Here is a 20,901-nt window from a genome sequence, read left to right on the forward strand (position 1 = left end):
GGTGTTATGTTCGTTCAACTATTAAAGTCACCTTTTTCTCTAATAGACGTTTCTCTTATATTTTTTCAGGAAAACATTACTTATTCTAAAAGAAAATGAGCAAAAATGGAATACTTTTTTGAAAAAATGTATAAGTATGCACAAAAAAACCGCTCATTTTGTAATGAACGGTCATTTCAAACATATAAATTTGTATATTTCTTGTAAATTTAACGAAGTAAATTCTCTTTTTGTAAAAATTGTTTTGCGACTTCTTCACTACTTTTACCATTTACGTTAACTTCATAATTCATTTTTCGCATTTCTTCATCTGTAATCTTTCCAGATAATTTATTTAATACCTTTTCAAGTTCAGGATATTTCTGTAACGTTTCTTTTCTTAATAATGGTGCTCCTTGATAAGGTGGGAATAACCCTTTATCATCTTTTAGCACTTTCAGTCCGTATTGCTCCAATTCACTATCTGTTGAATATGCATCAATTACGTTAACATCTCCAGATTCAATTGCGCTATAACGCAGCTTCGGCTCCATCGTTTTAACATTCGAGAACTTATAGTTATATAATTTTTGCATTCCTTTATAACCATCTTCACGATCAGCAAATTCCAATGTAAATCCTACTTTGGCTTCCTGCGCAACATTCCCTAAATCAGAAATTGTATTTATATTCTTTTGATCTGCTATTTTTTTCGGCATGGCTAGTGCATATGTATTGTTATACTCCATTGGCTTCAACATAATCATATTATATTTCTTTTCCATTCCAACGCGAGCCTGCTCATATACTTCATCACGATTTGTACTCTTTGGTTCTTCTTTCACGAAAGTAGATAAAGCTGTTCCTGAAAATTCTGGGTATATATCTACTTCCCCTGATTTCAACGCTTCAAATACAAATGCTGTTTTCCCAAGACCTGGTTTTAATTGTACGTGTAAATCTGTATCTTGTTCAATAAGCTGCTTATACATTTGAATTAAAATTTCAGGTTCTGATCCAAGTTTGCCCGCAATAACAATATCTTTCTTTTCTGTACTCCAAAGAAGTGGAGAAGCAATCATTATACAAACAATACATATCGTCAATATAACACGCTTAGAAGAGCGTTTCGGTCGTTCAAGTATGCGAAGTACTATATCAAAGAATAAAGCGAGTAACGCGGCTGGTACGGCCCCTAAAATGATAAGTGCATGATCATTTCGATCTATACCTAATAATATAAGCTTACCGAGCCCACCAGCACCAATGAGAGCTGCTAATGTAGCCGTTCCAACAATTAATACCATCGCTGTACGAATACCGGCCATAATAATAGGCAATGCAAGAGTAAGTTCTACCTTCCACAATCTTCTCCAACTATTCATCCCCATAGCTTTCGCGGCTTCTATTAGAGATTCATCTAATTCCCTTATTCCTGTATATGTATTTCGTAAAATAGGTAATAGTGCATACACAACTAATGCGATAATCGCTGGAAGTTTTCCGATTCCTACTAACGGAATTAAGAGTCCAAGCAATGCAAGTGATGGCACTGTCTGCATTACTGCAGAAGTTCCTATTATAAATTCAGCCATTCGTTCTTTTCTTGTTAATAAGATGCCAAGTGGCACTGCTATAATTACTGCAAAAAATAATGAAATAAGCGATATTTGTAAATGCTCACTTAATGCAGTTAGTAATTCTATTTTTCGTTCTTGGAACGTTTGTATAAAATTAGTCACTGTTTAGCCTCTTTCCTTCATTTGTTCAACAATGTAATTGACAATATGACGACTTGTTAACGCTCCAATATATTGACCGTTTTCTTCAACTGGAACGACCTCTTCATCACGCACACGAACTAGTGCTTCTTGTAAGGAAGAATGTAATGATAGCGCCTGCCCTTCTAATTGCACACTTTGATCAAGTGGCAATACATCTGCTACACTTTTCCCCTCATACCAAGTTCGCCCATGATTTCCAATGAACTCCTCTACAAATTCATTTTTCGGATTATGTATAATTCCTTCTGGTGTATCTAGTTGAACAACTTTTCCTTCTTTCATAATACAAATGCGATCTCCAAGTGATAATGCTTCTTGCATATCATGTGTTACGAACACGATTGTTTTTTGAATCTTTTTTTGCAACTGTACAATATCCTTCTGAAGCTGTTCCCTACTTAATGGATCTAACGCACTAAATGGTTCATCCATAAGAACGATTTTCGGGTTTGCGGCTAATGCTCGCACGACACCGACACGTTGTTTTTGTCCTCCTGACAATTCATCAGGCATACGATCTCGATATATATCCGGCTCTAATCCAACCATATGTAACAAGTCATCGACGCGTGCTTTAATTTCTTTTTTACTCCATTGCCTCATTTCAGGAACAACTGCAATATTTTCAGCGATTGTCATATGAGGAAACAAAGCAATCTGTTGCAACACGTATCCTATATCCCAACGTAATTCGTTTATATTATATTGTTGAATATCTTTTCCATCGATTAAAATCGATCCTTCAGTCGTTTCGATTAAACGATTAATCATCTTCATTGTCGTGGTTTTCCCGCAACCACTCGGACCGATAAGAACAAAAAATTCTCCCTTTTTAATTTCTAAATGCAATGAATCCACTGCTTTCGTGCCATCTTCATACGATTTTGACACATGATTAAATTGAATCACAAATACAACTCCTTTACTGTTGTTTCCTTTATTTTGATGGAATATGGCATTCATTTCAAATGATACGCTTTTAAATAAAAAAAGAGCTCACATTTGAGCTCTAACGGTCGAACAATATTGTTTTCATAATAGCAGCATATTCGCGAACATACATTTTTCTCTTAGAACGAATTGGTGTTTCAGCAGCTAGTGCCTCCATCTTCATGCCTAAACGCTTTGCAATTATTTTCGTTCGATATAAATGATACGTATTACTTACAACTACCGCATGTTTCACATTATATAAATCCATACTAAACTTTAAGTTTTCATACGTATTTGTAGATTGATCTTCTATTAAAATACGACTCTCATCTATACCGTGTACCATTAAATAGTTTCTCATGCTGTGAGCTTCCGGTATATCTTCATCTTCTCCTTGACCACCTGAAACAATTATTTTCGCTTCAGGATGGGAAAATAAATACTCCAACGCTACATCCAAACGATTTTGAAGAGATAAAGACGGTCTATCTCCAAATAACTTTGCACCCAGTATAAGAACGTACGGAGAGTGATAGCTCAACTTTTCACGAGCAACTTTGTTCATTCTAAACGTCATATAAATGATATATAGTGGCGGTAATAATAAAATGATAAGAAAGATCCATTTGTTCATAAATAAGTTTGCACTCCCTTTCTTTTTATTATACAGAAAAAGAAAGGGCGGCAGAAGTGTTTTTTAAACGATTGATTTATTAGAAACATTCGCCGCTACTTTACGTTGTGATAGTACATAATAAATAGCGATTCCTAATGAGAAGATCAATATGCAGCTTAATACGTAAAATGGAAGCATTACTCCGGCTTTAGATACACCCGCTGTAAACAGCATTAATAATACAATTCGTATTCCAGTACCAATTAGGCGAAATAAGCTGTCTACACGTCCCATTACTTCGTTTGGAATTTCCTCCATCATCAATACATTTCTCGCCACTCTTGTACCCGCATTTCCAACTGCTTGAAAAATTGCAAGTCCATATAAGAAAATTACGGAAGGTTCAATAATCATTGCGGTAATTGAAATTACATAAATGAACATCGTCATAACGATTGAAACTTCTGTTTTTACATATTTCATTATGAGTGGAATACATATTCCTGCAACAACCGCTCCAACACCGTACATCATCCCCTCTATTGCGTATACAGAGGCATTGGCTTTAAGTATATCCGAAATATAAACTGGTATTAAATAATTTGCCATCATAACACCTATAAACGGCATATAAGTGGCCAGTAGGAACCAAAAGAGCTTAGGACGTTTTTTCATAAAGTGAATTCCTTCAAACAATTGCTTCTTAAATGTTATTTTTCTTTTCACTTCTTTTTTCTTTACGTACGGTATACATAAGAAAAGAAAAAATGCTCCAACAAAAGTTAACATGTCTACTAACAAAATCCACTTCAAAGATACAATTTCAATTAAGAAGCTCGCGGCCGCTCCAGAAATAACTTGTGTTAACTGTCCTTGTATTTCCATCGTTCCACTTAAACTTTTATAATGTTCTGCTTGAAATATCTCTTGGTTGAACGCAAATATTGTAGGATAAAATAATAAATAGTAGAATGATCCGGCTATATAAATAAGAATATAGTGAATAGAATGATAAGGTTGCCCAGCAAATCCCCATATAACCATTATTCCGATTACGGCTATTCCGATTCCTTCGTTACATAGCAATAAAGATTTTCTTGAAAAACGATCAATACTTTGCCCAATGAATGGTGTTAATAAAAACATAATGAGGGTTGCAATGATAGAAACATAACCAAATGTTGTCTCTCCTCCACTCTCTTTAATTAAGAGCCAAGGAATCGTTATCATAACAATTCCAGAACCAATAGCAGATAGACTATTGGCTCCTAGAATATAATACAAGCGAGAATCATGATAAAGTGAGGACATATCATTCCACTCCTAGTTGTTTTTTCACCTCTTTATATACGCTCATATATGCTTTCAATTCTTTAACTACATCATGAATTAATGGTTTTGCATCTTCCCCAAGTTCACCATCTTGAACATGTAATCCATCAAGCACAACTTGTTTTGGAATTGCATTTGCATAAACACCTCTAGCGACCGTTCGCATGCTGTTTAATGCATTTATTCCACCTTTACCGCCACCAGCAACCGCTAACAACGCAACTGGTTTATGAATAAATTCACTACTACTTAAGTAATCTAAAGAGTTTTTCAGCGCACCGCTCATCGCATTATGATATTCTGGTGTACATAATACAACCCCATCCGCAGCTTTCACTAACGTTTTTAATTTTTTTACTGCCTCTAAATCACGTTGCGACTCTTCTCCATTGTATAAAGGTAACTCCTCAATTGCTAAATCATATAATTCTCCTTCAAATTGATCCGCAATATATTTTGCCACCACGCGAGTTCTACCAAATTTTCTTGGTGTACCGTTAATAACGACTAGTTTCATGATTATTTCTCCCCTTTGTTTTCAAGTTCAACTTATATATTATCAGAAATTTCTATACAAAACACAATATAAAGAGTTAACTTGTTTCATAAAATAGTATGATAAACAAAAAAGAACTCATACTTTCGTATGAGTTTCGTACAATTACTTTGATTCATCTCTCATGCTCAATGTACCTAAACTTTCATTTGCTTCAAAATGATTATATGCTTTTTCCGCTAATCTTTTCCGTTCTTCTGGTAATTCTATATATTTCATTACGTTTTCAATTATTTTTTCGTACGGAGTAAATACAATTCCTGGCCACTCTACCTCATCTTCTGGATTACTATTTTCAGAAATAATAAATTTCTTATTCGCGACTGCATAAGACACGCGAGGTGTTTCAAGAATTCCTGATAAGTAAAAATGAATATTTAATATAATTTTAGCTCTAGCAATCAATTCATTTCTAACAATTCCCCACGCATTATTTTTAAAAACTATATTTAAATTCGGGGCAATCGCTTTTAGATGATCAAAAATAGCTTGTCGCCTCGGATTAAGAGCACCTATAAACAGAATATCAATATCTTCAATAATCTCATCTTCAAACGCATCTTTTTTTATTTCCAAAGTTGGAGCATAGTTCATTTCTACATGTTTTATTTCTTTTCCTACCCCTTTTTGTTGAAGCCATTCTATATTTTGTTTACTATAATCCCAAATCACTCTATCTTTTAATAATATTAAATAAAGGGGATGCGCATATGGACTTCCTTCGTATAGCTGTTCTAAATTATAAATAATTGCATCTTTCGGAAGAAGATTCGGGTTATATGCGTATGTATGTGCTCCAAAAACAACTGTATTCTTTGCATTTTCCAGTATTGTTTCTGATATAATTACTGTATTTCCCTCCTGCTCCAACCGCCACTTTAAAGCTCGCGCAACATCTATGAAACTACCGTATGTCTTTGGGCATATAAAAAGACAATAATCATATTCTTTATTCAAATAAACTTCCATTAATCTTAAATTATTTTTATATAAATCTACATCTGGATGTTTAAGTACCAACTCATTTGCATGTTTTCTTGCTACTTTATATAATCCAGCATAATAAGCAGCGATGCATCTTCTTAATTCGATTCTTTCCCGGTCCTCATCTAATACATCCATGTTTAAAAGAAGATTTGCGATACAATACGCTTTTAAATGATCACGATCATAATAATAGTCTAGTAGTGGCATCAATTCTTCATACGTATTTCCATGCACCGATTCTCCTAGTTCAATCGCCCATCGCATTAATTCCATGATTACTCCACTACTCCTTTAATCGAAAATGTATTTAATAAAATTTCGCATTATTCTCTACTATATTTGCTATATGAAATGGAATCTTTTCCTTTATCGATTCCAAATACTTTTGCGATACCGCCCCTAAATGTTTTTTATGAGGTATATAGAAAGCACTAATAGAAATTTCATAGTCAAATAAGTAATCATACACATGATAATCTACAAATAGTAGATCATCCTTTGGAAAAGGAATTTCCTTCCCTTGCAGAGCATACATCAAAGCAATATTGTTTTGAGATCGTAATCGATACAACCTTGCAAGTTGGTATAATGGTTCAGCCCGGGTTGGTCTATATTCCCACGCTTTTTGAAAATAAAAAACAGCTAATGCTAAATATTGCTCTTCTTGCCCTTTAACAGTTTCTTTTTCATCAGCATCTGTCACTTCATTTTGTTTATTTGCTGAACGATTTGCTAACTGCTCATAACAAAATCCTATTCGCAATAACGAATAGAATACCTCTTCAACCCATCCTCCTGCTTCCACTCGTTTTTTATACCATTTAATTGAATTCTCAAATTGACTTAAATGAAAATAAGTCTGAGCTAAATAAAATAAATATCTTATATGCAAATCTGGCGTTGTTTCTGGGTCGTTTATTCCTTGTAACAACAACCTCTCATCTCTTTCAAATTTATCAGCTTTGCTCCCGCCATCTCCGGGATCATTCACGACAAGAGTCTCTAACCGAGCTACCCTCGTATTGTAATTCGCTCCAACTTTTGAACGATCTATATCCCAATACTCATGAGTAACACCGACAGATTTCCATGGTAAAGAAGCTTTTAAAAGACGCGTAAGCCAATATTTAATATGAACATCATATTGTAATGTAAGATAATGATCTTCCGTTAAGCTCGTTTTATCGAAATTCGGACCAACCTCTAAAATCATATCTGCATCTAATATTAATAAATAATCTGCTTCTGGGTATGTTTTTTGCGCTAACGAAACAGCTAAGCTTCTGTTATAACCAAAGTTTTTAAACGGCTCATGATGAACCGTCCCAGGTATCTCATTTTCCTTACACCAATTTTCAATAATTTCAGGCGTATTATCCGTCGATCCAGTATCACAAATAGAAACAAAGTCTACAATTGATTTTGTTGCATTTAAACATCTTTCCATAATTCTAGACTCATTTTTGACGATCATACAAAGACATAACTTTTTTTCTTCCTTTACAGACTTCACTTGCTCATTTCCCATTTAACCACCTCATATTTTATTAACACGCTCTTCTCATATGTAACAACATTTCTTAGCTATACTGATGACATAAGCACCCTTTTACTATTTATGAAAACTTCATTTTATTTATTCTTACTTTTATGTTGGGACATATTTCATGTAGCGCTTTATATTTGATACAATCAATACAAAAAACATAATGCGGGAATCCGTACATTTCAAAGTCTAAGAGGAGGTTAGTGTCATTTGTGACAAAAAAACGATGATTGATTGGTATTTTTAAATTAGTAATTTCTTAAACTATAAAAAAGAAACTTGCGCTTATGCACAAGTTTCTTTTCAAAAACATCCTTATTTTTTCACAACTTCATGTCCACCGAACTGATTACGTAGTGCTGAAACTACTTTTCCATGGAATGTATCATCTTCCTGAGAACGATAGCGCATAAATAATGACATAGCGATTACTGGTGCTGCAGCTTGAAGTTCAAGTGCAGTTTCAACAGTCCATTTTCCTTCTCCTGAAGAGTTCATTACACCTTTAATGCCATCTAGTTTGGGATCTTCTGCAAATGCTTTTTCAGTTAAGTCCATTAACCAACCACGGATAACTGATCCATTCGCCCATACTTTTGCAACATCTTCATAATTGAAATCAAAGTCACTCTTATCTAGTACTTCAAATCCTTCAGCGATTGCTTGCATCATGCCGTACTCAATACCGTTATGAACCATTTTTAAGAAATGACCACTACCAACACGGCCAGCATAAGAATAGCCATTTTCTACTGCTAAATCTTTAAATAAAGGTTCTAATTGGTCGTAAATTTCTTTTTCTCCACCAACCATTAAGCAAGCACCGTATCTAGCTCCTTCTACACCGCCTGATGTACCGATATCTACATAATGTAATCCGAAGCTTTTTGCTTCTTCAGCACGGCGTAACGTATCTTTATAGAATGAATTTCCGCCTTCAATAACGATATCACCTTCATCTAATAACGGATATACATCTTTTAGTACTGACTCTACAACTTCTCCTGCAGGCACCATTACCCAAATTGTACGAGGAGCTTCTAGTTCAGCAATCATTTCTTTTAATGTATGACGTGCAGTAATTCCTAGTTTTCCTGCCTTTTCAACAAGCTCTTTATTTACATCGTATACTACTACTTCATGCTTGTCTTCATGTAAGTGTTCAGCTAATGGGAATCCCATTTTTCCTAATCCAATTAAACCTAGTTTCATATTAATCAATCTCCTATTCTATACAAATATATTTAATATCGAAATTAGCCCAAGTGCTACTACAGATAATATAGTCTCCATTGCAGTCCATGTTAATAACGTTTCTTTCACAGTCATTCCGAAATACTCTTTAATCATCCAAAATCCTGAATCATTTACATGTGATAAAATTAATGACCCTGCACCAGTTGCAAGTGCTAGTAGTTCAACATTTACACCTGGTGTACTTGCTGCAATCGGTGCAACAATTCCAGCCGCTGTCATCATAGAAACAGTAGCTGATCCAGTTGCAATTCGAATAAGTGCCGCAATTCCCCACCCTAATAATATCGGTGAAATATGTGATTCTTTCGCCATATCTGCAATTGTCGTTCCAATTCCAGAATCTAATAATACTTTATTAAATGCGCCGCCTGCACCAATCACTAACAATATGTTTGCAATAGGTCCAAGGCAATCATTTGTAAATTGTAACACTTTATCTTTTGAGAAACCTTTTGCATATCCAAGACTAAAGAAAGAGTAAATGGTTGCAATTAATAAAGCCACAATCGGATCTCCAATAAAGTGTAATACTTGTGCTAGTTGACTTGTTTTATTTAATGCAACTTCTGCTATTGATGCACCAAGCATAAGAAATACTGGAAGTAAAATTGTAAACAATGTATTCCAAAAGCTAGGAAGCTCTTTTTTATTATCTTTTTCAACAAATTGCTCCGCTATATCTAATGGTACTTCCTTATGTATACGAGCACCAATCCATTTCCCGTAAAGTGGACCTGAAATAATTGCAGTTGGAAGTCCGACAATTAACGCATATAAAATTGTCTTCCCTACATCTGCTTTAAAAATACCAACTGCCGCCATTGCCGCTGGATGCGGTGGAACAAGTCCGTGTACGACTGACAGTCCTGCTACTAGCGGAATACCAATTGTAATAAGTGATACCCCAGTTTCTAACGCAATTGTAAATACTAACGGAATTAATAGTACAAATCCAACTTGGAAAAATACCGGAATCCCGACTAAAAATGCAACGAACATCATCGCCCAGTGAACTCGTTTCTTCCCAAAACGATTAATTAATGTGTTAGCGATACGTTCAGCACCACCAGATTCGGCCATCATTTTTCCAAGCATCGTTCCTAGTGCTAAAACTATCGCTAAAAACCCTAACGTATTACCAAGCCCTAGTTTAATAGAATCAATAATCCCTGGATCTTTTGGTGAAGTTCCAATTAAAGGCATTCCCATTGCTAATCCTACACCAATTGCTGTTAAAATTAATGCGACAAATGGATGCCATTTTACTACCGTAATAAGTAAAAGTAGTATGACAACTGCCGCTAGTACGATCCCAACTACCATTTCTCCCAATCCCCCTATTGTTTACGTTGGAAAGCAGCTATACAATCAAATTCTTCTTTCAAGCGATTGTAAAGTCGTTCATACATATAAAACATTTCTAAATATATAGCCGTATTTTCTTTATTTGGTACATGGTGATGGACAATATCAATCCAATCCTTTACCTCTTCAAGAGAATCGATTTTTCCTACAGCATATAAAGCAACTGCCGCTGCCCCAAGCGCAGATGCTTCATGGCTTTCCGGAACAAGCAATTCTTTTCCCATCATATCGGACAACATTTGTCTCCAAAATGCAGATTTTGCAAACCCTCCTGAAACTCGTATTTCAGTAAGTGGCCCTGTACAATCCCTGATTGCTAGTGCTACTGAATATACACTCATACAAACACCTTCCATCACTGCACGTATAAAATGTTCTCGCTTATGTTGAAGATTGATTCCAAAGAATGTACCACGAGCATTTGCATTCCAGTAAGGTGCGCGTTCTCCAGATAAGAAAGGTAAGAACAATAGTCCATCCGCTCCAGCTGGTACGCTTTCTGCATATTTAATTAATAAATCATAAGGATCAATGCCGAGCTTTCTTGCTACTTCTTGCTCTGGACTACCAAATTCATCACGTAACCATCTCAGTAATATTCCGCCGTTATTCGTTGGACCACCGATTACCCAGTGCTCATCTGTTAATGCGTAACAAAACGTTCTCCCTTTCTCATCTGTATTTATATTTGATGAGATTGTTCGAACCGCACCACTCGTTCCAATCGTAATTGCAGCCGCACCCGGTGATATCGCACCAACTCCTACATTTGCAAGAACCCCATCACTTGCTCCGATGACAATTGGTGTTTCTGCACTTATCCCCATCTTCTGTGCTAATTCTGGCTTCATACCTGATAAAATATATGTAGTTGGTACAGGGGTTGATAATTGTTCTGGTGACATATGTAACATAGTTAAAACATCTTCATCCCAGTTTAATGTTTCTAAATTAAATAACCCCGTAGCAGAAGCAATCGAATAATCAACTACGTAGCGTGAAAATAATTGGTAAATCACATACTCTTTAATGGAAATGAATTTATAGGCACTTGTATATAACTCTGGTTCCTCTTCTTTCATCCATAACAATTTAGAAAGTGGTGACATCGGATGAATCGGTGTACCTGTACGTCTATAAATTTCATGCCCATTCATTTGTTGTAATAATTTTTCTGATTGCTTCGTACTTCGATTATCTGCCCAAATGATAGAACGCGTTAATGGCGCACCATTTTCATCTACTGCAATTAATGCGTGCATAGCTGTACTAATACCGATTGAAGAAATATCTTCTGGTAATACATTACCTTTTTCAATGGCAACGCTTACACTTTTGTATACAGCGGCACATATTACATCAGGATCTTGCTCAGCCCATCCTACATTCGGTTGAATAATTGGGTAATCGATTGCATGTGATGCAATGACTTTTCCTTTTTCTGTGAACACAACCGTTTTTGTACTTGTGGTACCGATATCAATCCCGATTACTCTCCCCCTTGTTTCCATGCGAATCTTCCCTTCATTTCTAGCAAAATACGATTTAGTAAACCGTTTACATGAATTAGTATATAAAATATTTTTTCATTTATCAAGTTATAAAAAGAAAATTTTTTTCATACCAAAAAATAAATCCCCTCATTCCATTTCACTTATATACTACATTTAGCTTTTCCATGCGGTAAAATTACGTTATATTCGTTACGCAATACACTCTTTCCTCTCATTAACAACACATACATAGTCCTCCACACGTTCTACTTATTTGCTTGAAGAAAGAGTTGAAAAGCAATATTCATTTTTAGTGGTCACGTAACATCACCATCAAACCAAGAAAAGTAACTAACCGCAGAATGAGAATTCTGTGCATTTTGCTCTTATTTATTGTTTTAAGTTCACTAGTCTTTTATCTTGATAAACATAGAGCGTGGCCCCCTACTATCACTTTTTTATCTTGTAAATATATCTTGCATACTATAAAACCGAAGTGTATTTTTATTTTTCAGAAAAATAAAATAATAACACGGAATTTATTGTATAATGTTGTAAAAAGATGTCGGAGGGATTTAATGTTAAATAAAATATCTCAATTCACAATTAAGCTTTCATCAATTCTTTTATCACTCTTACTATTATTAAATTTACCTTATTTATTTATCACTCAACAAGGATTTACCTTTCAACCAATTTATTTTTTTAATCAGATCGTTACCATGTTAAAACAGGTCTTCTCCCCTGAATCATTAGTGATTATAGGATCAGACCCGAAGTTTGGCCATTTCAAAAAAACACCATTATTTCCAACTGTTTTAGAACCTTACCTATATTCATTTACTATATTATTTTCAGCCTTTTTTCTTGCTCTCTTTTTATCATCCAGCATGGCATTTTTTTATTTTTTAGCAAAAGATTATATAAAAAAATGGATAAACCGAATTGTGTTCATATTAGAAGCTGTCCCTGATATGATGATGATGATTTGTTTGCAAATATTTTTCATATGGGTACTTCAGAAATTTGGGGAATCTCCTGTCACTATTATTTCTTTTAATGAAAATCGAGCTTATTTACTCCCTATTTTATCATTAGCTGTCTTACCTACATTACAAATGTTTCGGATGATTGTGTTATACATAAAAGAAGAACAAGGAAAACATTACGTAGAGGTTGCATATGGAAAAGGCCTTTCATCAAGTTATATACTATGCATTCATTTATTCAAAAATATATCTATCCACTTCTTCCACCATTTAAAAACGATTTTTGTTTTCTTACTTTCTAATTTATTCATTTTAGAATTTGTTTTTAATATGGAAGGCATTATTCAATTTTTATTTAATAAGGCGTTTGTTTCACCTCCAGCTGCATTTATCATACTTGTTATGATTATTTTACCGTTTTATGCCATTTTCCAAATAGTCTCATTCATGATGAATAGATGGAAAAAGCAATTGAAAGGAGTATCATTATGAAATCTATTTGGAAATCAAAACGCTTTTTAATCGGCTTTACTTATCTATTCATACTTATTTCAGCTAGTTTTATTTATAGTTGGTTCTTTAAAGATAACATCCCAAAACCTCCTCAGTTACTTTACAATGACAATAACGAATTACTTGGAAAGGCCCCCTTTCCGCCATCGTTAATTCCACCTTTTGGATCTGATCGTTTTGGAGAGTCTGTTTTCTTACAAATTGTAGAAGGAGCAAAATTCACTATTTTATTAGCAGTGGCAATTAGCTTCTTTCGAATTTTATGCGGAACATGTATAGGAATCCTCTTAAGTTTATTTGCTCCAAAACTCAAGAGATTTTTCCAGTCATGCTCAGAAGTTTTTTATTATATTCCAACTCTATTTATCGCATTCATACTCATCACGCCCGTTAATATTATAATCACATCAAATGCTGATGGGGTAGATCCAAATATTTCATTTACGTTTTATCAAGTACTCGTACTTATTTTCGTCGCTCTGCCTACACTTTCTTTATACATATCCTCAGAGGTTGATGAATTTATGAAACGAGATTACATCTTAAGTTCACAATTACTGGGTGCTAGCCGTTTTCATATTATTAAAAAACACTTACGAGTCTTATTACTTGACCGCTTATTTGTATTATTTATGGAACATATCGTCCAAACACTCATACTCGTTATCCATTTAGCGTTGCTTAACATTGTAATTGGCGGGATACAAATGCGTGAACTCTATGACGGAGTGCTTAAACCTGTTTCTCTATCTAATGATTGGGCAGGTCTTATTGGATTAAATCGTAATGAAATGAATCTTTCATGGTGGATTATTTTTTATACTCTCGCTTCATTCTTTATTACGATTCTATTTATTAAGCTTATGACCATCGGGATTCAAGATGCACTGAAAGCAAGAGATTCGCAAATTGTAGCAATTCAAAACGTTCCAGATCATAAAAAATTTGTTAAACATAAAGATTCCTTTTCGTTTGCAAATAAAGTAAACCTTTAATCATTTCTCATTAATCAAGTATTAATTGGCATTGATATTAGTAGAAAATAAAGAAGATGATCCCTATTAAATACAGGGATCATCTTCTTATACTGTCTAACTTTTTTACATGTCCTTTGCTAGACTCATGCTTTTTATATTTAAAGTGAATTATTTGCAATCACAATTATGTTTTTTAAAATCAATTACCATACGCCCTTGAATTCTACCTTGTTCCATTTCTTCGAATACATTTTGTACTTTATCTAGAGAACAAGTTTGAACAACCGGCACTACTTTTCCTTCTGCCCCGAACATAAACGCCTCTTCCAAATCTTTACGAGTACCAACTAGAGAACCAACTACTTCAATTCCATCCAGTACAAGTCGTGGGATGTTTAAGTCCATTGTTTCTACTGGTAGCCCTACTGCAACTACTTTACCGCAAGCACGTACTGCATCGACTGCTGAGTTAAAGGCTACTTTAGAGACTGCTGTTACTACCGCAGCATAAGCGCCACCAAACTCCTCTTGCACAATTTTATCAGCAGGACCTTGAGAAATTGGATTGATAGTCATATCAGCACCAACTTCTTTTGCTAAGGCTAATTTGTCATCATTAATGTCTACTGCGATTACCTTTGCACCAAATACATTTTTAGCATATTGGATAGCTAAGTTACCTAATCCACCGCAGCCATAGATTACAATAGGTTGACTAGGTTTAATATCTGATACTTTAATAGCTTTATATGTAGTTACACCAGCACAAGTAATTGATGTTGCTTGAGCAGGATCTAATCCTTCTGGTACTTTTACCGCATAATCAGCTGTAACGATACATTGTTCAGCCATACCACCATCCACTGAATAACCAGCGTTTTTAACTTCACGGCAAAATGTTTCTCTACCAGTTACGCAATATTCACAACGTCCACAAGATTGGAACATCCATGCAATACTTACACGGTCACCTATCTTTAGTGAAGTAACATCATCAGCTATTTTCGTAACAATACCTACACCCTCATGACCAAGAATACGGCCATCAGTGTTACCAAAATCATGATTCGCAACGTGTAAATCAGTGTGGCAAACTCCACAATATTCTACATCTACTAACGCTTCACCTGAGTGTAACGGACGTAATTCTTTTTCAATCACTTCGATGTTTGCTTTGCTGTTTTTATTAACCACTACTGCTTTCATATGTGATCTCCCCTTTAGTGTTTTAGCATTTTAATGAGTTTATCTCACAACTACTTTCTTCACTACTTTGGTTAGTTATTGTACCAAATTTAAGTGTTCAATCATCATTACATCTTCATCATAACATGACACTTCATAAACAACTTGTGAAATTATGAACAATATTTGAATCATTACACAAATCGGTCTTTATTTTAAATTTTTAAAAATGAGAGTTTATCATTGACTATAAGTAAGTCACATATTTCTAAAAGAAAATAAATTAACAAACTTCTTACCGATAAAAAAGCTCTTCACTCAATATTTTCTACATGTAAACACTTAGTTTCACAGTAATATCCTTTGCCACCAACATAAACTTTTTCTATTTTATTTTTGCTATTGGTTGCTAATTTAACTAATATTTCAGAAGGCGAGTGTAAAGAATAGCCTTGTTCAAATACATAGACTTCTTTTTGCAAGTAGTGCTGTTCATAAAGGTAGCAAGCTAATGCACCGTTTGAAGTTCCAGTCGCTGCTTCTTCATTGATGTCGTATAGCGGAGCAAAATTTCTGCATATAATTCGATTGTCATTAAAAGTATATAGATGCATCCCGACAACATTATAATACTTGCTGATTTCTTTAATTTTTTCAAAATTAGGTTGCAGTGCATGTAATTGTGTTTCACTTTTTATAGGAATTAAAATATCTTTTAAGCCCGTGGAGACAATTTGAATTGGGTATTTATTTTCTATATCTTTACTATCAAAACAGTCGATGAACTCGTTTGGAGATACAACATCATAGAATATCGGTTTATTTTGTTCCATGAATATGATGTCATCTTTTATAGTAATAGTAAGAACACCGCTGTTCGTTTCAATCGTATAGCGATTCCTGAAAAGTTTATTTAAATGCATCAGTATCGCGAAAGAGCCAATTGTGGCATGACCACATAAATCAACTTCTTCTTTTGGTGTAAAATACTCAAATTTATAATCAGCAATTTCAGATTCTGATATAAATGCGGTTTCCGCATAGCCCAGTTGTTTGGCTATTTCCATTTTTTGAGTAGTGGTCAATGTATTCTCAATAAATACCACTCCTGCTTTATTTCCGCCTTTATGATCCTTGCTAAATGCACTTGCAACATAAACAGATATTTTCATAAGACACCTTCCTCACTTATAGTAAATTGTAGTATAGAAAGCACTACATATAAATGCTATTGGATAAATTATCTATAAATTAAGAGACAAACTATTTTTAGTATTTGAACTCTCCAAAAATAGTTTGTCTACAGTCTGAAAGCTCTTCATTTGAAGAGCTTTTTTTATATTCGCTTCATCGAAATCGTTTCACGTATACTTTGTAAATTTTTTAGAGTTTCCTCTTGTCGTTGCAACGACAACCCTACATACAAAGTATCTAATAAGCTTAACTGTGTTAATCTTGATGAACTTGCTTCTGTGCGGAATTCAGTCTCACGTGTTGATGTATATAACGTTATATCAGCAAGTTGACTTAATGCTGATTTCTTATAGCTCGTAATCGCAATAATTTTGGCTCCTCTTGCTTTCGCTACTTCTAACGCTTCAAGTAATCCTTTATTGCTACCAGAATGAGAAATACCAATAACAACTGAATTTTCCGAGAGTAAACCTGCCCCCATAATTTGAAAATGCGAATCAGTATGAGCGATACAAGAAATACCCGTTCTCATAAACTTATGATACGCATCCATTGCAATAATACCAGAGCCACCATTTCCATAAAACTCAATTCGACTTGCTTCTTGTAAGGCTCGTACAGCCTGCTCAAGTGCCGTTTCATTAAGCAAATGTAAAGTATCTTGCAGTCCTGTAATATGCGAATGAAAAACTTTTTTAGCAACAGTTACCATACTATCTTCTGCTGATACCTCTTCATGGATATTTTGCATCGGTGTATGTACAATTTCACGAGCTAATGTAATCTTTAAATCTTGAAAACCTTGCAAACCAAGGTTTTTACATAAGCGGAATATCGTAGCTTCGGAACTATTCGTAACTTCAGCTAATTCTGTAATAGATTTATGTACAACATCTTGTGGATGTTTCAAAATATGTTCGGCAATACTTCGCAATTTCGGTGATAAACCATTTAACGAAGCCTGAATCTTTCCAATCCCACTTCTTGTACCAGGCATAGCATATCCTCCCCTTCCATCGTAGCTTTATCCTGTAAAAACCGATTAGTTAAACTAATCATCAGTGGGGATGGTCCTCCACTGATTAGAGTTTCACTTTATTGTACCTAATTATCGAAAGAAGAAAAACCTATATTAGGGATTACTATAATTTTTAATTGCTCCTATGTATTCTGTCATACGATATAACAGAATTATTCATACTTATGAGTAATTCTCCCCATGTTTCACTGCGTATAATGCGGCTTGCGTACGATCATCCACTTCCAATTTAGCTAAAACGTTTGAAACGTGTGTTTTCACAGTTTGTTCTGTAATATGAAGTTCTGCTGCAATCTCCTTATTGCTTCTTCCTTTTGCAATTTCGCGAAGTACCTCTTGTTCTCTTTTCGTTAACATTGAAAAAGGATTTTCTATTTCCTTCTTTACTGCGGAACGCCCCATTAATGCAGGTGTTACTTTCGGGTGAAAATTCGCATTTCCTTGCTGTACTGCAATAATAGAAGCGACAAGTTGCTCAGGTTGTACTTCTTTTAATTGATAACCATCTGCTCCAGCTTCAAGTGCTGGTATAACATAATCTTGCTCTGAAAAACTACTTAATATAAGTACCTTTATCGTCTCATCGTATTGCTTTAGACGTTTTGTTGCCTCAATTCCATCCATTTTCGGCATCGATACATCCATTAGTACGACATCCGGTCTTTCTTTTTGCACGAAATGTAATGCCTCTTCGCCATTTTCCGCTTCCCCAATAATTTCAAATTCTTCTCTCGTTTTCAAAAAGAATACAAGTCCTCTTCGAACGATATGATGATCCTCAACTAGTAGCAATTTAATCTTCAATCTTATTCTCCCCTTCAAATCGGCAATTGAATTTCTATTTTTGTACCCTTTTTCAGCTCCGTTATAATTTGAAACGATCCCTTCATTAATTGAATACGTTCCTTCATACTTTTCAGACCAAGTGCTGATTCCCTTACTTGTTCTTGTATAAATCCTATTCCATTATCTTCTATGTAAAAATGTAACTGGTTATTTTCTATTTTTAAAAGAACATGTACCTTTTCACACGAAGCATGCTTTTTACAATTATGTAGCGCCTCTTGGCTAATACGCCATAAAACTTCTTCTATTTCATCCCCAATTGAAACCATCCCATCAATTCGAACTTCCACTTGAACTCCTAATAACTTCCCGTAATTTTGAATTGCTTCTGCTAACCCTTTCTCTAATCCTTCAGGTCTTAATTGCCAAATTAATAGAGTCATCTCTTGTAATGCTTCTTGTGATAATTCTCCAATATAACTTAACATCTCTTGCAATTCTCTATCTTGCGTCATATTCAGAGTACCTTTCGCTGTTAGCATAATAGAAAATAACAATTGTTTTACTGAATCATGTAAATCACGTGCAAGTCGATTTCTTTCCGCTACCACTACATATTTACGTTCTTTCTCAACTAACTGAATACGTTGTATTGTCGTTCCAATTTGAAATGCAATTGATTCTAATAATGCTAACTCTTCCTCTGAAAAATGAGTCTTATGAGGTGCAGCCACATTTAGTAGACCAAATTTTTCTGATCCAGACCTAAGCGGAATTGTCGCATGATGTGTAACATCTTCTGTCTCTCCCCAATTACATTCAATTGCATCTTCTATTCGCTTACATTCAATAATATTAGTCGCTTTTTCCAATCTCCCATTTACAAAACGTTCTACACACCAACAGTTTCCTTCACACATCGGCTTCTTCTCTTGCCACGTAAGAGCTTCTGGTAAATTTTCGTCTACAAGCATGCTATGCTTTCCACTTTCATCAATAAAGAATATCCACCCTGTTTGTAAATTCATTACTTGTAACAATGTATGCAACACTTTTTCTAACATATCCTGTAAGTTTGTTGCTTCATTTAATAATTCAGCAATTTCTTTTAATGCTTCTAAACGATGCATCTCTTTTTCTTCAAAATTCATTTTCATCACCAACTACAATTATAACATTAAGAAATTTCTAAATTCTATAAATAAAAAAAGAACCGAATTCCTTCAGCCCTTTCTTTATATCAATCATTTTATTATTGTTATTCTATCCAATGTCGGAATCAGAATTTTTGTTAACAAACGATTCTACTTTAGCTGTCCGATAAAGATTGTCCACCATGGATATGCTGTAAACCTTCAGTAGTAACAACCATATTCGCTGCTGGCATTTGCACTTGATTCTTATGGAACATAGACATTAATTCAAATCTTACTTGTCTAGAAGTTTCAAAATAATCTTCTGGCTTTATTAAACCTGTAATACAAAATTCATAGCCAACATATTTCAAGTTAGGATTTAAGTCTGTAACACCGACGTATTTAAATGGTTCAACAGCCTCATCCTCTACTCTATAAAGAGTTTGATTCAATTTTTCATTGCATATAACACAGACTTCTTCTAACAATTCCTTCACTCTTGTTGGATCTTCCTGATAACTTACCGTGATGCGTTCAATTACACGCATCCATCCTTTATTAAAATTTTGTATCGTTCTAATCTCTCCGTGCGGGATGGTAAATAGTTTTCCTGACCATTCACGAATTTGCATAAAACGAATACTAATCTCTTCAATAGTTCCTGAATTTGTTCCGTTAAAAGTTACAAAATCACCAACTCGAAACTCTTTGTCCGCTAATCTTGCAAAACCTAATATAACATCTTTTAGCATCTGTTGTGCAGCAAAACCGATGACAACTCCAGCTATCCCTGCACCTGCAATAATACTTTTTATATCTACAAATTGGCTAATTAAATATATGATAAGACTGATGATAATGATATATCTAAAAATAGATCGAATTACACTTTGAATCGTCTGCTCTACCTCTTCATCAAAAAAGCTTGATTTCCTAAAAAACCAATCAATAATACGGTTTATTACAAACGAAATAATGATTAAAACTAAAGCAAATAGTAAAAATCTTAAAAGTAAAAACTCCCTTACATAATTAAAAAATTCTTCAGTATACGTTAATAAACTCATCCATCCACTTCCTTACTAATTAAGAAATTCATAATCGTCTCAGTTTTTTCTAGGAAAATCTATTATCCTAATCTAAAATGCCACTACCCTTACTATGTATTTTGACTTTATTACTAATTCAGTTTATACAGTATGTCTAGATGTTCTTTTCCTTTCCCTTTAAATAT

At 34.4% G+C, this 20,901-nt stretch carries 18 protein-coding genes and 1 pseudogene; 3 read left to right on the forward strand and 16 right to left on the reverse strand.

The genetic code is table 11. The features are described 5' to 3' along the window. Positions 1-209: 209 nt before the first annotated feature. From EBQ15_RS09475 to EBQ15_RS09500, 7 genes are all read right to left on the reverse strand, one after another. Positions 210-1,721, reverse strand: a complete 1,512-nt coding sequence (locus EBQ15_RS09475; protein WP_000181019.1) for an ABC transporter permease/substrate-binding protein — start codon at positions 1,719-1,721, stop codon at positions 210-212. Positions 1,722-1,724: 3 nt separating this feature from the next. Continuing rightward, positions 1,725-2,672, reverse strand: coding sequence for an ABC transporter ATP-binding protein (locus tag EBQ15_RS09480; protein ID WP_000614082.1), 948 nt, complete (start codon positions 2,670-2,672; stop codon positions 1,725-1,727). A 100-nt stretch (positions 2,673-2,772) separates the two neighbouring features. Continuing rightward, entirely contained in the window at positions 2,773-3,330 is a 558-nt protein-coding gene (locus EBQ15_RS31445; RefSeq protein ID WP_001045711.1) for a YdcF family protein, read from the reverse strand. Between the two features lie 63 nt (positions 3,331-3,393). After that, the gene (locus EBQ15_RS09485; RefSeq protein ID WP_000097171.1) at positions 3,394-4,623 is read right to left on the reverse strand and encodes an MFS transporter; all 1,230 of its coding nucleotides are present in this window, start codon (positions 4,621-4,623) and stop codon (positions 3,394-3,396) included. A 1-nt stretch (position 4,624) separates the two neighbouring features. Further along, complete coding sequence (locus EBQ15_RS09490) at positions 4,625-5,161, reverse strand: NADPH-dependent FMN reductase (protein WP_000780355.1); 537 nt, start codon at positions 5,159-5,161, stop codon at positions 4,625-4,627. 144 nt (positions 5,162-5,305) lie between these two features. Beyond that, on the reverse strand, positions 5,306-6,460 hold the full coding sequence (locus tag EBQ15_RS09495; RefSeq protein ID WP_000422324.1) for a CgeB family protein: 1,155 nt from the start codon (positions 6,458-6,460) through the stop codon (positions 5,306-5,308). 34 nt (positions 6,461-6,494) lie between these two features. Next, the gene (locus EBQ15_RS09500) at positions 6,495-7,715 is read right to left on the reverse strand and encodes a glycosyltransferase family 2 protein (protein WP_000526227.1); all 1,221 of its coding nucleotides are present in this window, start codon (positions 7,713-7,715) and stop codon (positions 6,495-6,497) included. Between the two features lie 151 nt (positions 7,716-7,866). Here EBQ15_RS09500 and EBQ15_RS32005 point away from each other — a divergent pair. Further along, positions 7,867-7,934 (forward strand): annotated as a pseudogene (locus EBQ15_RS32005) (DUF2711 family protein); the annotation flags it as partial. 114 nt (positions 7,935-8,048) lie between these two features. On the opposite strand, the gene gnd reads toward EBQ15_RS32005, so the two are convergent. The 3 genes from gnd to gntK are packed head-to-tail and all read right to left on the reverse strand — an operon-like array spanning position 8,049 to position 11,866. After that, positions 8,049-8,945 carry a phosphogluconate dehydrogenase (NAD(+)-dependent, decarboxylating) gene (gene gnd, locus EBQ15_RS09505; protein WP_000765982.1) on the reverse strand — a complete coding sequence of 299 codons (897 nt, stop codon included), beginning with the start codon at positions 8,943-8,945 and terminating at the stop codon, positions 8,049-8,051. Positions 8,946-8,963: 18 nt separating this feature from the next. Then, positions 8,964-10,313, reverse strand: a complete 1,350-nt coding sequence (locus EBQ15_RS09510; RefSeq protein WP_000260208.1) for a GntP family permease — start codon at positions 10,311-10,313, stop codon at positions 8,964-8,966. Positions 10,314-10,327: 14 nt separating this feature from the next. Continuing rightward, positions 10,328-11,866: a gluconokinase gene (gene gntK, locus EBQ15_RS09515; RefSeq protein ID WP_000449999.1), complete on the reverse strand. Its 1,539-nt coding sequence runs from the start codon at positions 11,864-11,866 to the stop codon at positions 10,328-10,330. A gap of 560 nt (positions 11,867-12,426) precedes the next feature. Here gntK and EBQ15_RS09520 point away from each other — a divergent pair. Together EBQ15_RS09520 and EBQ15_RS09525 are read left to right on the forward strand one after the other, a co-directional pair. Then, the gene (locus tag EBQ15_RS09520; protein ID WP_000932681.1) at positions 12,427-13,329 is read left to right on the forward strand and encodes an ABC transporter permease subunit; all 903 of its coding nucleotides are present in this window, start codon (positions 12,427-12,429) and stop codon (positions 13,327-13,329) included. Further along, positions 13,326-14,345 carry an ABC transporter permease gene (locus tag EBQ15_RS09525; RefSeq protein ID WP_000836568.1) on the forward strand — a complete coding sequence of 340 codons (1,020 nt, stop codon included), beginning with the start codon at positions 13,326-13,328 and terminating at the stop codon, positions 14,343-14,345. Before EBQ15_RS09520 ends, EBQ15_RS09525 begins: the two co-directional genes overlap by 4 nt. Positions 14,346-14,495: 150 nt before the next feature. Here EBQ15_RS09525 and adhP read toward each other — a convergent pair whose 3' ends face one another. The 6 genes from adhP to EBQ15_RS09555 all read right to left on the reverse strand — a co-directional run bounded on the left by adhP (position 14,496) and on the right by EBQ15_RS09555 (position 20,734). Further along, positions 14,496-15,533 carry an alcohol dehydrogenase AdhP gene (gene adhP / locus EBQ15_RS09530; protein ID WP_000649121.1) on the reverse strand — a complete coding sequence of 346 codons (1,038 nt, stop codon included), beginning with the start codon at positions 15,531-15,533 and terminating at the stop codon, positions 14,496-14,498. Between the two features lie 293 nt (positions 15,534-15,826). Continuing rightward, entirely contained in the window at positions 15,827-16,684 is an 858-nt protein-coding gene (locus EBQ15_RS09535) for a PhzF family phenazine biosynthesis protein (protein WP_000704317.1), read from the reverse strand. Positions 16,685-16,848: 164 nt separating this feature from the next. Continuing rightward, positions 16,849-17,703 carry a MurR/RpiR family transcriptional regulator gene (locus EBQ15_RS09540; RefSeq protein ID WP_001119647.1) on the reverse strand — a complete coding sequence of 285 codons (855 nt, stop codon included), beginning with the start codon at positions 17,701-17,703 and terminating at the stop codon, positions 16,849-16,851. Between the two features lie 204 nt (positions 17,704-17,907). Then, positions 17,908-18,549 (reverse strand): two-component system response regulator CasR, encoded by a 642-nt coding sequence (gene casR / locus EBQ15_RS09545; RefSeq protein ID WP_000694631.1) that lies wholly within the window; start codon positions 18,547-18,549, stop codon positions 17,908-17,910. Positions 18,550-18,563: 14 nt separating this feature from the next. Continuing rightward, positions 18,564-19,682, reverse strand: a complete 1,119-nt coding sequence (casK, locus tag EBQ15_RS09550) for a two-component system sensor histidine kinase CasK (protein WP_001008459.1) — start codon at positions 19,680-19,682, stop codon at positions 18,564-18,566. Positions 19,683-19,840: 158 nt separating this feature from the next. Further along, the gene (locus EBQ15_RS09555) at positions 19,841-20,734 is read right to left on the reverse strand and encodes a mechanosensitive ion channel family protein (RefSeq protein ID WP_000055424.1); all 894 of its coding nucleotides are present in this window, start codon (positions 20,732-20,734) and stop codon (positions 19,841-19,843) included. Between the last annotated feature and the right edge of the window lie 167 nt (positions 20,735-20,901).

It is taken from the genome of Bacillus sp. 2D03 (assembly GCF_003946765.1).
GTDB lineage: Bacteria > Bacillota > Bacilli > Bacillales > Bacillaceae_G > Bacillus_A > Bacillus_A cereus.